This window comes from Metabacillus rhizosphaerae (genome assembly GCF_037201795.1).
Classification (GTDB): Bacteria; Bacillota; Bacilli; order Bacillales; family Bacillaceae; genus Metabacillus; species Metabacillus rhizosphaerae.
Genome location: NZ_CP147403.1, coordinates 308,796 through 322,881 on the forward strand (window position 1 = coordinate 308,796; position 14,086 = coordinate 322,881).

A 14,086-nucleotide genomic window follows, 5' to 3' on the forward strand; every position below is an offset into this window, starting at 1 on the left:
TATTTTAATTATTAATTAAAACCAAGCACTGGATGCGGTACATACGGCTCTTCCAGGAAGCTAATATCTTCAGGTGTTAAGGTAATCAGAAGAGAAGCTACCGCATCTTCGGGATGAGACATTTTCGTAGCCCCAATTATAGGAGAAGTAATAGGCTCCTTTTGCAGCAACCAAGCAAGCGTGATTTGAGCGCGGAGAACACCGCGTTTTGCCGCCAATTATACTACTCGTTCTACCACTTTCCGGTCTGAATCGGATGTTGAGGGAAAACACATATTCTAATTGATTGGTTCTCACTTACGAATAGACGTAATATAGCTACCATTACTTTTCATTTAATAGAAAAAGGATGCTTATAATGTTCGAATGTTACCAATCGATTGGTTTTCCATCTCTGAAGAATCCCCCATTAGGTCCTTCAGTTCCAATAGACGCTAACCAAAGGATAGACTCAGCTGCTTGCTTTGGAGTTCTTGGAGCGGATGGTCCACCCATATCTGAACTTACCCATCCCGGACAGACTGCGTTTATTTTGATGTCTCCTTTGATTTCTGCAGCTACCAATTGTGTCAATCCATTCAAGGCAAGTTTAGACAACTTATAGGCGCCTGTTCCTTGAACGGACATTTCTCTCATCGCCCCAAGTTCTGAAGAAACATTAATAATTCGCCCATAGCCTTGCTTTTCCATGAGTGGAATAAAGGAATGGATGACATGGTAAGCGCCGAAGAAATTAGTTGCCATCGTTTTCTCTAGAATGGAAGGGTCCATAGTCAATAACCTTTTATACTCATCCAAATACACGCCAGCATTATTAATCAATACGTCTAATCTTCCATACCTTTCATTTACTGTAATCGCAGCTTGACGGATGCTTTCTTTATCGTCTACATCCATCATCACAAACGAAACATCCAGATCTGACTCCTTAAGTTTTTGGGCAGCTTCATGACACATATTTGGATCCCGACTTGCCAAAATAACTTTAAAATCTTTCAAAGCCAATTGTTTAACCAGCTCATATCCAATTCCTCGATTCCCGCCGGTGACAAAAGCAACTTTTTTATTATCCTGTGACATTTAAAATCCTCCATTTCTCTCCTCCTAATAACCTTGGTTAGGGCAATTTACATTTTTAACTGCTAATCCTATCAAGGAAATAGGACAAGGATATAAATCAAGAATGATTGGCAACTTTTATAGAATGTTGAATTAGTTGTTTTTTGGAACTATACATGGTGTTTCTCAGTAAAATAAACACTATACTCAATATCAAGAATAGAGCCCCTGCTAACAATACGTATTGGATACCCATGCCCGATATAAACAATCCGCCTACTGCCGAACCAATGGTTATTCCTAAGCTACCAAATGCTAGAAACAATCCATTAGCAAATTCAGGAGCTTCTGGAACTGCAGACGCAATCCAATATTGGCTAATATTATTACCAACAGCAAATAATACTCCCCATAGCAAAACAATGATAAACATAGGTGCAGTGAACGTCCCCATTAGGAGTAATAAGATGTAAATGGCTCCTAATGCGAATGGATAAGACACTACAGATTTGATGGCATTTTTAGTAAGTAACGTCCCTCCCACGAGGTTTCCTATTAAACTTGCCACACCAAATATAACTAACATTAAACTAATCGTTTCCCCTGATACTTTAGTAATAGTTTCGAGATACTCGGCAAGGTAAGTGTAAACCCCAAATATTGCTGCATTTATAAATATGACAGCAAAAATGGATAGCCATAAAATTGGTTTTTTTAATACGCTTAATTGTGTTCCGTAAGAAAGTCTTTCCTTAACCGGCATAGATGGTACAAATAGTAACATAGCAATGAATGCTACAGCATTCACGATAGCAAAGAATAACATCGCATTTTCAACCGAAGTTGTATTAGCAATAAAGGTAGTGATTGGTACACCTATTACCATACCTGCAGAAACTCCCAAAATTACTTTAGAAATAGCTTTTGGAGCTTCTGCCTGGGGAACTGAGCTAGCTGCTGCTGTCAAAGCTATTGAGATATAAACTGGATGTAAAAAGGCTGGAATCACACGAGCAATTAATGCAATTGTAAAGTTTGGTGCAAATATGGAGACAATATTACCCAGAACGAAAACACCAAGTACAAGTAACAATACCTTCTTTCGATTTATACCAGAGAACAATAAAGGTAAAATTGGACCAGATATAGCAACTGCAAGTGCGAAGAAACTCACTAGCAACCCTGCTGTGGATACACTGACATGAAAGTGTTCAGCAATTAAAGGTAAAATGCCAACAACACCCATTTCAGTATTTAAGATGCCGAAAACTCCTATGGTTAGTATAAATATAAACAAGCTATTTCGTTTAGACATAATATCCCTCTCCTACTTTCATTCATTATAAATCTTAACTTTTTGGTAATGCATTTCTATAAATAGCATGAACAGATACGTCACCTGTTTCATAGACGGAAGATCTGGATTTGTACCATTGTGGATACTTATAACATCACCATCCTTCAATAATAAACGAATGTTCGTTTATTTATAATCAAATTAATAATTAGCTATTTTAACCTCTTTCTTTATGTTCATTCTGTACACCTTAACGGAAAGACTGAAAGGAATTAGCTACTTAGAACCTAAATATTAATCGAATGTTCGTTCATTTTAACCCTAAAAAAATATTAACTTCCACTCGTTATATATTAAACGAACATTCGATTATAGTCAATATATATTTTTATCAGAGAGAGCATGTTTTTTATACAATGGAGTTAACTAATACAGATTTAACCATTTGCTCCCTCTGAATGAAAAGTTTCAATGGAATCGATTTTCAAGCTTTTATAGCATCCCAACTCATACGAATAATTTCGTTCATTTTTTCCTGATTCAATTCAGAATTTCCATTAAAATGTTCTTTAGCAAATTCAATGACCGGTCTAAAAGTAAAGATAACCAGCAGATTCGTATCAACTTGTTTAAAAACATGTTGCTGCTTCCCTTTTTCAAATAAACTATTATAGAGCGGTTCAAACAATTCTATACTTTCTTCAAGAGAGATTTTGTGAAGTAGGGGTGAATTTTGAAACTGCTCAATAAACAAAAAGTAATCTTTATTGGTCAAGATAAAATGAATAAATTTTCTTAAAGAAGTTTCAAATGCTATTTGTAATGGAGTTGAATCATCGAAATTGTTGAATATTTCTAGACTCATCTTCTTTTTGACATTCAAAAATAATTTATTAAGCAAATCCTCCTTATTTTCAAAATAAACGTAAATAGTTGAAGCAGATACCTTGGCTTTTTTAGCGATCTTCGACATAGAAACTTCGGCAAGACCCTGTTCATTTATTAACTCTATTGTTGCATTAAAAATGCTTTCGTTTTTGTTTTCATCTTTATGTCTCATATGCCATATATTAAATGAACGTTCGATTAAAGTCAAGTGGTTCTGAAGAACAACTATATTTACAATCAACAACTATTCTTATTAAACTAACTCGCTAGCCATCCATGCAGCACAAAATCAGTGTTGCACCACAGAGAATGAAAATGGTTAGGAAGTGTCAATACTGATACTGATACTGATCTTAATCCAGTCAACCTAATCTATACTTATTTATTACCGCTCTCCTCTTTTTTTAAACGATTGAGCAGGGTCTTCTTAAGTATTGTCATTTTTCTGTTCTTGAAGAAACTTATTTTCATGGTAGTGGAATAAGAAAAAGAACTGCCGCAGCAACCCTTTGTTCAACTCTTGCCCCCTTTAATTAAATGGTGAAAGACAAAATTCTTACACCAATAACCTATACTTTCACCTCTAAATTAAGGGAATTATAATACGAGATATCTATAGATTCCTCTCTAACAAAATCCCTACTTGTTCTGCCACGACTTGAGCCGGTTCAGGTATTCCATTCGTGAAATACGATTCCACTATACCAACGATAGCTGTTCCAAAAAATTTAAGAATAACATCTTTACTTAATCCTTTATTTTTTTCTTCGGTTATATCTACTTCATCTTTTAATTCTTCGATGACAAACTCAAGGAAACGATTACGGAAAGAAGGGGCTCCACTGCTTGCTAACATAGTCGAAAAAAAAGAATAATTACGTTCAAAGTATTCAAACCAAATTAGATTCCCTTCAACAAAATCCATTTCAGATGCATTTTCGCAAATAGCTTCTTAAAGTTTGCTGATCATGAAAATGAAATGTATTATACTATTTTCCTTTTAGCTATTCATACAGGAATGAGAAGAGGAGAATTTCTTGGTTTAAGATGGCAAGATATAGACCTTGAAACAGGATATATCAATATTGAACAAAGCCTTGTTTATGATGAGGATGGATTCCGCTTTACAGAACCAAAACCGAAAGCTCACAACTGAGCATCCTTGTATATGAAAATGTGGTCAAGGAATTAAAAAAATATAAAAAATCACAAAATGAATTCAAACTGCTTTTTGGTGAATCATATCAGAATTACGATTTAATTTTTTGTCGGGAAAATGGACACCCCATTTACCCACGTACCTTGGCTTTAAAATTTGGTGCTATTATTAAGAATGCTGGTGTTCCTAAAATAAGAATTCATGATTTAAGACATACCCATACAACCATCTTAATGGAGCTTGGTGAAAATCCAAAAATTGTAGCAGAACGGTTAGGACATACTAGTATAAAAACAACTCTTGATACTTATTCACATGTCACACCAAATATGCAGAAAGAAACAGCAAGAAAATTCGGAAAAGCAATTTTAAAAGGCAATGGATAAAAGGTGGTCAAAATGTGGTCAACCACAAATCCATCGCCCTAAAAATCCTGTTAAACCAAGCTTAGATGCGCTACACACTCTACATGTGTCGTATGCGGAAACATATCCACCGGCTGCACCTCAATCGTCTCATACCCACCTTGCTCAAGTACATTCAGATCCCTCGCAAGTGTCCCAGGATTACAGGAAACATACACTACCCGATGAGGCTTCATGTCCAGTATTGTCTTAAGTAAGGTTTCATCACAGCCTTTTCGTGGCGGATCCACTACAATTACATCTGCTTTATTCCCTTGCTTATTCCACTCAGGAATAACAGCCTCAGCTTCTCCAACTGCAAACTCAGCATTTGTAATTCCATTTAGCTCTGCATTTCGCTTTGCATCTTCTATTGCTTCTGGGACAACCTCAACACCAAATACTTTTTTAGCTTTTTGGGCAAGGAATAGTGATATGGTTCCAATCCCGCAGTATGCATCAATAACTGATTCTTCACCTGTAAGCCCTGCATATTCTAAAGCCTTATCGTAAAGCACTTTTGTTTGCTCAGGATTTACTTGATAAAAGGAACGAGCTGAAATGGCAAACTTCACATCACCAATTTTGTCATAGATATATTCTTCTCCCCAGAGCACCTTTGTTTCATCGCCGAAAATAACGTTCGTGCGTTTGTTGTTTATATTTTGTACAATAGATTTTACTTGAGGAAATAGTTCGGTAATTTGTGAAATGATTTCATGCTTATGCTGAAAGTCATTGGTTTTCGTTACGAATACGACCATCATTTCTTTTGTAACGAGGCCATAGCGCACCATTATGTGACGTAACCATCCTTTATGCTTTTCTTCGTTATAAGCGCGAATCCCGTACTGTTCACATATTTTCTTTACAGCCTGAACTACGTCATCATTTTCAGCTTGTTGGATTAGGCAACGTTCCATGTCAATAATATCGTGGCTTCGTTTTTGATAAAAGCCTGCTACAAGTCCACCTTCCCGCTCTCCTATAGGGACTTGTGCCTTATTTCGATAATTCCATGGATCATTCATTCCGAGTGTTGGATGAACCTTTACGTTGTTAAGATCTAGCTTCCCAATTCGTGCAAGCACTTGTTCTACTTGCTTTTTCTTAAAGTTAAGTTGACCTTCATAACTAAAATGCTGAAGCTGGCACCCTCCACATTGAGAGTAGATTGGGCAAGGTGCTTCAATACGATTTTTGCTTGTTTCATATAGTTCAATTAAACGACCAAAAGCAAATCCCTTTTTCACCTTAATCACTTTAATTTTCCCACGTTCATCTGGGAGTGCATTTTCTACAAAAATAGGGAACCCCTCTACTTTGGCAACACCTGCACCTTCGTGAGTTAAGTCTTCAAAGGTTACTTCGTAATATTCATTTTTCAAAACGGGTGCTTGTAATTTTGGCATTTTGTTCTTCCTTTTCATGCAAACTAATTTTCTTATTTAATCGTAGTATAATGCGCAATCAAGAAAAAAACCTGGCCTCATTCTGCCAAGTTTCTATTCCTCCATTTGTCTAGCTTTGTCAGATGACATCATCACATCAATATGCTGATAGAGATTAACAAATTCTCCTGGAAGCAGGCCACCGTATTCACCATCTAAGTTCAACTGCATTTTATCATTATTTGTAACCTTTACCCGATTCGCTTTTGTATAAATAATGTGCTCATCATTTATATGTTCGCCTCTTAAAGCCAAACTAGCGACACGGATAAATTCAGCCAAGTTCGCTTTTTTCAAGATTAATAAATCAAACATTCCATCATTTAACTTGGAATCTGGAGCTAGCTTTTCAAAGCCGCCAACTGAATTCGTTAGTGACACTAGGAATAGCATAATTTCACCCTGAAAAAGCTTACCATCATATTCAATTTCCACTTCAGAAGGACGGATAGACGGTAGCATTTCCATTCCTTTTAAATAATAAGCAAGCTGCCCGACCATTGTTTTTAGCTTACTAGGCACTTCATATGTAAGCTCAGTTAAACGACCTCCACCTGCAATATTTATAAAATAATGATCGTTTACACGACCGATATCAATTTTTTGAGGCTCACCATTTAATATCACCTCAACTGCCTGAATAACATTGTTTAATGGAATCCCAATCGCTCTTGCAAAGTCATTAGTTGTTCCAACTGGAATGACTGCAAGTTGTGGCCTTTCTACAAGCTCAGCTATTCCATTAACTACCTCATTAATTGTCCCATCTCCACCTGCTGCTACGATCAAATCGAAGCCCCGCTCACCAGCAACCTTAGCAGCTTGAATTGCATCTCCTTCACAAGTTGTTGCATGGCATGACGTTTCATACCCAGCTTGTTCAAATTTTTGCAATACCTCTGGTAAATGCTTTTTAAAAAGCTCCCTACCTGAAGTTGGATTATAGATAATTCTTGCCTTTTTCATCCCCATCATCCTATTATCTAAAGAATGTATTTTGCATATTTACACTACCGAGATAGTATAAGAAAAGCGCAAGGCGCCCGCCTATCGGCGACAAGCATAAGGCGAGTAGGAATAGAAGGTGCACTATACCTTCAATTCCTACTTGACTTATGACCTCGAGCCGATGGCGCCTGGAGCTAGACACCAAAACTAAGTACAAAATTTTATACTTTCTTAACCGATAAAAAATATAAACTAATGCACTCACCATATAGACTCTGCAATAAGCCAAAATTTTATGGTGGTTAAGCAATAACTTTATTCAATATGTACAAGAATCGCAAATATTAGCTATATCAATAATGTGCCCAATTTAAGCGACAACAAAACTTCTTTTCCGTTAAATGCCCAACTATTATTATCACCATGTTTTTAAAGAAAAGTAAAGTTTTTAATTATCAATTTCACCAATTGTTCTTTTTATAATGTTTCTTATCCCCCACAGAACGAAAGATTACTTTTTAATTGTTATGAACGGAGAAAAGCACAGAAGTAATTTAAAAACTTTGCTAAAATAGGAGAAAAGGTAATTTTTTAGCGGAGGCTTATTATGAGTATGTTTAATCAGCAATATATTAGAGGTATAAAACTCAAAAAAGACGAGGTTCCTTCATTCAATACCTATCCGTTTACTTTACCTAGCATTAAGTCCTTAAATGAACTATCCCTTCACCCTAACGTAACCTTTATTATTGGTGAAAACGGTATGGGTAAATCTACATTATTAGAGGCTATCGCGATTTCAATTGGGTTTAATCCAGAGGGAGGATCTTTGAACTTCAATTTCACAACATATGATTCTCATTCAAACCTCGAAAATTACCTCAGTATAACGAAAGGGGTAACGAAGCCAAAAGATGGCTTTTTCCTTCGTGCGGAAAGCTTTTACAATGTTGCTTCAAATATTGAAGAATTAGACAATGACCCAGAATCGAACGGACCGCGTATTATTGACTCCTTCGGTGGAGTATCACTTCACGAGCAATCACATGGGGAAGCCTTCTTCGCAACTTTTACAAACCGTTTTCGGGGTAATGGTATCTATATTTTAGATGAACCAGAGGCAGCCCTTTCGCCATTAAGACAATTATCCATGTTAACAAGGATTAATGATTTGGTGAATGAAAACTCACAATTTATAATTGCTACACACTCGCCAATTATTATGTCCTATCCTAAAGCGAAAATTTTAGAACTAACAGAATCAAGTATCAATGAATCAAGGCTCGAGGATACAAATCATTATTCGATTATGAAGCAATTTTTTGATGATAGAGAGCGATTAATCCATCATTTACTAAAGGAATAATTATTAAAGGGTTCGCCTTCGACCAATGCTACTAGCCACTAGACTGAGCTAAGCACTTATCAAGAAAAAAAAGAACCCTACTTAAAAGAAGTAGAGTCCTTTATCATTTATATAGTAAAAATCAATGCTATAAGTACGGATTGTATTTCATCTTAAAAAAATAAATTTAATATTTGATAAGTTATTCCTGCTAAAATAGCTGAAATTGGTAAAGTGATTACCCATGTTATAACAATTTTTCGAGCTACTCCCCATTTTACGCCTTTTACACGTTGAGCAGAACCAACCCCCATAATAGCAGAAGAGATAACATGAGTTGTACTAACTGGGAGGTGAATAGTAGTTGCCCCGAAAATAATTAGTGCTGAAGCTAGATCAGCGGCCGCTCCATTTACCGGACGGATTTTCATAATTTTACCGCCAACTGTCTTAATGATTTTCCATCCACCGATGGACGTACCAATTCCCATTGCAGTCGCAGCTGATAGACGAACCCACATCGGAATATCTGAAGATGTTTGGTAATTAGCAGCAATAAGCGCCATTGTAATAATCCCCATTGCCTTTTGAGCATCATTTGTTCCGTGTGTAAATGATTGTAGAGCAGCTGTCCCAATTTGAAATAACCTAAAGCCTTTATTAGATTTGTATAAATTCGTTCTTCTGAATAGAACAGCAAACAGACTCATCATGACAAATCCAAAAGCTAGAGCTAAAAATGGTGAAATAAGTAGCGCCTGAAGGATTTTGATAAATCCATTCCAATTCAGGATACCAAAACCTGCTGCTGAAATTGCTGCACCTGCTATAGAACCAATTAACGCATGGGAGGAGCTACTCGGTATACCATAATACCATGTGATAAGATTCCAAGCGATCGCGGCAATAAGAGCCGCTAAAATGACAACTGAACCATTATCAAGTGCAAAAGGATCCACAATATCCTTTGTTATAGTTTTAGCTACACCGGTAAAAGTTAAAGCACCGACAAAGTTCATTACAGCAGCTAAAATAATCGCCTTTCTTGGTGACAAAGCACGTGTAGACACAGAAGTTGCAATAGCATTTGCTGTATCGTGAAACCCATTGATAAAATCAAATGCTAACGCACAAATAACAACTAAGATTGTTAGTAATAGAAGTGTATCCATAATTATTATTAACGCTCCCTTATGCGTTACGCATGATAATAGTTTCGATTGTATTCGCTACATCTTGGCAGCTATCTGTAACTTTCTCAAGCATTTCATATATTTCCTTATGTTGCATGATTTTAATAGGATCTTTTTGTGTAGCAAATAAATTTTTAATTGATACCCTTAAAAGCTCATCACTTTTTGATTCGATATCCTTAATTTTGATTGCATGTGCTCTCATATCAAGCAATTTCTTGTTTGATAATAATTCCATCGCTTTAGTAACTTCGATAGTACTATCATAAATATAAGCTACAAATTTATCGATGTGCTCATCAAATTCTGTAAAAGAGAACATTTCATAATAGGCTACACATTGCTCTAAGCCATCTAATATATCATCCATTTTCATTGCTAACTGTAAAATATCTTCGCGTTCAATTGGTGTAATAAAGGTCTTATTTAAATCAACAATCAACTCATGTATGTAAGTATCGCCTTTACTCTCATAGTTTTTCATTACTGATGCTATTGCTTTTAGATCACTAACATTTTTTACTTTTAGATCAATTAAATATTTTGCAGATTCTTCTACATTTTTAGCAACCGTTAAAATCTTCTCAAAAAACACATCTTTTTTTGATCCAAACACCATTAGAAAACCCTCCATAGATTCTATCTATTTTTTCTTCACCCAATGTCTTATTTTATTGCATTTTGTCGAATTTACAATATATTTATATAAAATTTACAAAACCTTTACATTAGGGTTTTTGGTTTTGATTATTTTTCCAATAATACGGTTATTCATACATGCGTTTTATAGGCAAAAAAACAGAGGCTATTACACCTCTGCTAAAATTATCGATTCGATTAATCATTATATAATTCACTTCTAGTTTTTAACTCCTCAAACAAATGGGTAATAATAACCTTTAAAACGGCATATCCTGGGACCGCCAAAATAATCCCGATTACCCCAAATAGATTTCCTGCTGTTAGGATAACAAATATAATCGTAATTGGATGGATATGAAGATTTCTCCCCATAATTTGTGGAGAAATAAATTTCCCCTCTATTAGTTGGACAACCGTCCAAACAATAATTAGTTTAAGTAGCATGATCGGTGAAGTAACAATCGCGATAATTAATGCTGGAGTAATCGCAATTGCAGGTCCTAAATAAGGGACAATACTTGTAAAAGCTGCTATGAGAGCTAACAAGGAAGCATACTCAAGGCCTATGATTAAAAAACCGATAAATAATAAAAACCCGATACAAAAACTGACGATAATTTGTCCCCTAATATAAAGGCTAATACTATTATTGATTTCCTTCATAACATCAAAGGTCTGGCTACGAAATGACACTGGCAATAAACTTAAAATATATTTAGGCAGCTTTTTTCCGTCTTTTAATAAATAAAACAAAATGAATGGCATGATAATTAATGCTAAGATGAAGTCCTTGACTGCTCCTACAAAAACTCCAATTCCCATCCATGTATTGTTTACTATTTTTGAAACCTGATTAGAAATATTATTGGCTAGATCAGGCACATTAATATTTAATGTTTTTTGGGCCTCATTAACAAACTGACTTCCAACAATCTGTTCAATCAATTCTTCTACATCTTTCGTATATTGTGGAAAGCTATGAACTAAACTCATAATTTGCTCTCGTAAAAAAGGGATAACAGATACAATTAAAATGCTGATTAAGCCAATAATAATGAGATATAACAAAAGGATTGAATAGACCCTTTTAACTTTTAATTTTTCAAGATAGTTAACAATTGGATTTAACAAATAATAAAGCACTGTTGCCATCATAATAGGTAAAAGCACTGTTTTAAACAGAACTTCTAATGGTGTAAAGATAAACGAGACTTCTCTAAAGATTAATATATTTATTCCAATTAATAATAAAATCATTAAAAAAAGCACAAAACGATTATTTAATATTAGCTTTTTAAATATCTCAGCTTTTGGATGACGTGAATTTTCCATCAACTTTCCCCTCTCAAATACTTCAAAACAATAAGAACTCCATATCGAAACATGAGCCTTCGTATTTTAAGTTACATATTAATAGTACCTTTAATTTCGCAATGTTGTAAATCACTTTGGGCACCTTAAACAATAAATACTTTATTAATTTACTTAAAATTTTTCAGCCAACTCTGAGGCTTATTCATACCATGTAACATAATCCTATGATATAATCATATTATGTAACATAAAGGGGTAATTTTGAATGAAAACTGTAGAAGCAATTAAAGATGAACAACAAATTCTTTCTATTAAGTCATATTTAGAGTGTCGCTCACCTCGTGATTACTGTTTGTTTATGCTTGGCATAAATACAGGTATTCGAATCCATGATTTATTACATTTGCACGTAAAAGATTTTATGACCGAAACTGGTGAATACTATCATTACCTCCAATCTTCGGTACACACAAATCCTCCGGTATACCTTAACTTACAAGTTCGTAACGCATTAAAATCCTGTATTTTAGATGGGTCACTAGATTTTAACGATTTCCTTTTTAAATCTAGAAAATCCAACGATCCAATTACCCGCCAGCAAGCCTATCGAATTATTAATGAGGCCGCTAAACAAGCAGGAATTAGCGAATCAATTGGTACACACACGCTTCGCAAAACATTCGGATACCATGCCTATCGAAAGGGAATTGCAATCTCTCTCATTCAAAAAAGACTCCAGCACTCCACCCCTTCGGAAACACGACAATATATAGGAGTGACAACCCAATCCGCAGTACAAATCAAGCTTGACGTAAATCTATAGAAAGTGAGTTGATGTATATGTTTGCTGATATTTTACACACAGACACATTTATTTTACTAACAGCCATTCTATTAATAGCAGGAGTGTTAACAACAAAATTTTCTGCAAGGCTAGGCGTACCTGCCCTTGTCTTATTTATGATGGTTGGTATGGTAATGGGGAGCGACGTATTAGGTATTATTTATTTTGATAATGCAAGTACTGCCCAAATGATTGGTGTCTTTGCACTTGTTGTTATTCTATTTGAAGGTGGACTTCAAACAAAATGGAAAACTCTTCGCCCTGTCATAATTCCCTCCCTTTCCCTTGCAACAATTGGTGTTCTTTTAACATCTGGTATTGTTGCCGTCGCAGCAAAGCTTATTCTTGAACTAGGCTGGCTTGAAGCAATTTTGTTTGGAGCCATTGTCGGTTCGACAGATGCTGCAGCGGTATTTGCTGTGTTAAAAGGACAAAATATTAATGAACGAATTGGTACGACATTAGAGGCTGAATCAGGGTCAAACGATCCTATGGCCGTATTTTTAACAGTTGCTATGATTGAAATGATTACTATTCCTGAAACTAGCATCATAACGATGATCGGTTCGTTCTTTGTCCAAATGGGTCTTGGTGTATTACTTGGTTTTATCGCAGGTAAATTAGCAGTTAAAGCATTAAATAAGATAAACCTTGATTCTAGTGGTCTTTATCCCATTTTCGCCATCGCCTTTGCCTTACTCACTTACGGAATTACAGCTTTCATGAACGGAAGCGGACTTCTTGCAGTGTATGTATTAGCTATCATTATTGGAAATGCAGAAATTGCTTATAGACATTCAATTTTCCGCTTTTCAGAGGGGTTTGCATGGATGATGCAAATTTCAATGTTTGTTATATTGGGACTTCTCGTCTTCCCATCTGACCTATTCACTTGGGATATTATCTTTAAGGGCATCTTAATTTCAGCGATTCTTATGCTTATAGCTAGACCAGTCGCCGTCTATGTGTCAACGATAAAGATGAAGTTTACAAATAAAGAATTAGTCTTTCTTTCATGGGCAGGTTTAAAAGGAGCAGTACCAATTGTACTTGCGACTTTCCCATTATTAGCAGATATTGAAGGTAGCCAACTCATTTTTAATGTTGTATTTTTCGTCGTTCTTACTAGCTGTTTAATACAAGGAGCAACCGTTACGAACTTAGCTGACAAACTAGGATTAACTGGTCCTAAAAAGGCTACGCCCATGCATTCACTTGAGCTTGTATCTCTTGGAAAAGTAAATACAGAAATGATTGAATATGAAATTGATTCAGACTCAAACTTAGTAGGTAAAACACTTCTTGATATTCCATTCCCAGATGGTACGTTAGTTAACGCAATCATACGAAATGATCAACTCATTACCCCAACCGGAAACACAAGGATTAAATTAGGAGATTTTCTCTATATCCTTGCATCCAAGAGAAGTAAACCAAAGTTAAAACAAATTCTTCAAGAGAAACAAGATCAAATAGATGAGGAAACTAGTAATTCCTATCAATCTGTATAAAGATTAAAACAATATCTAAAAAAAGACGTTC

At 35.4% G+C, this 14,086-nt stretch carries 14 protein-coding genes and 1 pseudogene; 5 read left to right on the top strand and 10 right to left on the bottom strand.

Features of this window, described 5'->3' with window-relative positions:
- Window positions 1–11: 11 nt before the first annotated feature.
- The 5 genes and pseudogenes from WCV66_RS01560 to WCV66_RS01580 form a co-directional block, all read right to left on the bottom strand.
- Window positions 12–254: pseudogene (locus WCV66_RS01560) on the bottom strand (aldo/keto reductase); the annotation flags it as partial.
- A gap of 115 nt (window positions 255–369) precedes the next feature.
- Window positions 370–1,080 (bottom strand): SDR family oxidoreductase, encoded by a 711-nt coding sequence (locus WCV66_RS01565; RefSeq protein ID WP_338787745.1) that lies wholly within the window; start codon window positions 1,078–1,080, stop codon window positions 370–372.
- Between the two features lie 97 nt (window positions 1,081–1,177).
- On the bottom strand, window positions 1,178–2,374 hold the full coding sequence (locus tag WCV66_RS01570; RefSeq protein WP_338787746.1) for an MFS transporter: 1,197 nt from the start codon (window positions 2,372–2,374) through the stop codon (window positions 1,178–1,180).
- A 466-nt stretch (window positions 2,375–2,840) separates the two neighbouring features.
- Complete coding sequence (locus WCV66_RS01575; RefSeq protein WP_338787747.1) at window positions 2,841–3,485, bottom strand: TetR/AcrR family transcriptional regulator; 645 nt, start codon at window positions 3,483–3,485, stop codon at window positions 2,841–2,843.
- Window positions 3,486–3,857: 372 nt separating this feature from the next.
- On the bottom strand, window positions 3,858–4,169 hold the full coding sequence (locus tag WCV66_RS01580; RefSeq protein ID WP_338787748.1) for a TetR-like C-terminal domain-containing protein: 312 nt from the start codon (window positions 4,167–4,169) through the stop codon (window positions 3,858–3,860).
- Between the two features lie 54 nt (window positions 4,170–4,223).
- Here WCV66_RS01580 and WCV66_RS01585 point away from each other — a divergent pair, with 54 nt between their 5' ends.
- Both WCV66_RS01585 and WCV66_RS01590 read left to right on the top strand, forming a co-directional pair.
- Window positions 4,224–4,400 carry a tyrosine-type recombinase/integrase gene (locus WCV66_RS01585; protein ID WP_338787749.1) on the top strand — a complete coding sequence of 59 codons (177 nt, stop codon included), beginning with the start codon at window positions 4,224–4,226 and terminating at the stop codon, window positions 4,398–4,400.
- Between the two features lie 20 nt (window positions 4,401–4,420).
- Window positions 4,421–4,789, top strand: coding sequence for a site-specific integrase (locus WCV66_RS01590; protein ID WP_338787750.1), 369 nt, complete (start codon window positions 4,421–4,423; stop codon window positions 4,787–4,789).
- 50 nt (window positions 4,790–4,839) lie between these two features.
- Here the strand turns inward: WCV66_RS01590 and rlmD are convergent, their stop codons facing one another.
- A complete protein-coding gene (gene rlmD / locus WCV66_RS01595; protein WP_338787751.1) occupies window positions 4,840–6,219 on the bottom strand; it encodes a 23S rRNA (uracil(1939)-C(5))-methyltransferase RlmD in 1,380 nt (459 codons plus the stop codon).
- 93 nt (window positions 6,220–6,312) lie between these two features.
- A complete protein-coding gene (locus WCV66_RS01600; RefSeq protein ID WP_066333648.1) occupies window positions 6,313–7,224 on the bottom strand; it encodes a diacylglycerol kinase in 912 nt (303 codons plus the stop codon).
- Window positions 7,225–7,813: 589 nt separating this feature from the next.
- Here WCV66_RS01600 and WCV66_RS01605 point away from each other — a divergent pair.
- Window positions 7,814–8,572 carry an AAA family ATPase gene (locus WCV66_RS01605; RefSeq protein ID WP_338787752.1) on the top strand — a complete coding sequence of 253 codons (759 nt, stop codon included), beginning with the start codon at window positions 7,814–7,816 and terminating at the stop codon, window positions 8,570–8,572.
- 152 nt (window positions 8,573–8,724) lie between these two features.
- Here the strand turns inward: WCV66_RS01605 and WCV66_RS01610 are convergent, their stop codons facing one another.
- The 3 genes from WCV66_RS01610 to WCV66_RS01620 all read right to left on the bottom strand — a co-directional run bounded on the left by WCV66_RS01610 (window position 8,725) and on the right by WCV66_RS01620 (window position 11,718).
- Window positions 8,725–9,723 carry an inorganic phosphate transporter gene (locus WCV66_RS01610; RefSeq protein ID WP_066333660.1) on the bottom strand — a complete coding sequence of 333 codons (999 nt, stop codon included), beginning with the start codon at window positions 9,721–9,723 and terminating at the stop codon, window positions 8,725–8,727.
- A gap of 19 nt (window positions 9,724–9,742) precedes the next feature.
- Window positions 9,743–10,363: a DUF47 domain-containing protein gene (locus tag WCV66_RS01615; RefSeq protein ID WP_338787753.1), complete on the bottom strand. Its 621-nt coding sequence runs from the start codon at window positions 10,361–10,363 to the stop codon at window positions 9,743–9,745.
- 218 nt (window positions 10,364–10,581) lie between these two features.
- Window positions 10,582–11,718, bottom strand: a complete 1,137-nt coding sequence (locus WCV66_RS01620; RefSeq protein ID WP_066333666.1) for an AI-2E family transporter — start codon at window positions 11,716–11,718, stop codon at window positions 10,582–10,584.
- A gap of 247 nt (window positions 11,719–11,965) precedes the next feature.
- On the opposite strand from WCV66_RS01620, the gene WCV66_RS01625 reads away from it, so the two are divergent.
- Both WCV66_RS01625 and WCV66_RS01630 read left to right on the top strand, forming a co-directional pair.
- Window positions 11,966–12,523 carry a tyrosine-type recombinase/integrase gene (locus tag WCV66_RS01625; RefSeq protein WP_338787754.1) on the top strand — a complete coding sequence of 186 codons (558 nt, stop codon included), beginning with the start codon at window positions 11,966–11,968 and terminating at the stop codon, window positions 12,521–12,523.
- A 17-nt stretch (window positions 12,524–12,540) separates the two neighbouring features.
- Window positions 12,541–14,055, top strand: a complete 1,515-nt coding sequence (locus WCV66_RS01630) for a potassium/proton antiporter (RefSeq protein ID WP_338787755.1) — start codon at window positions 12,541–12,543, stop codon at window positions 14,053–14,055.
- Window positions 14,056–14,086 lie beyond the last annotated feature (31 nt).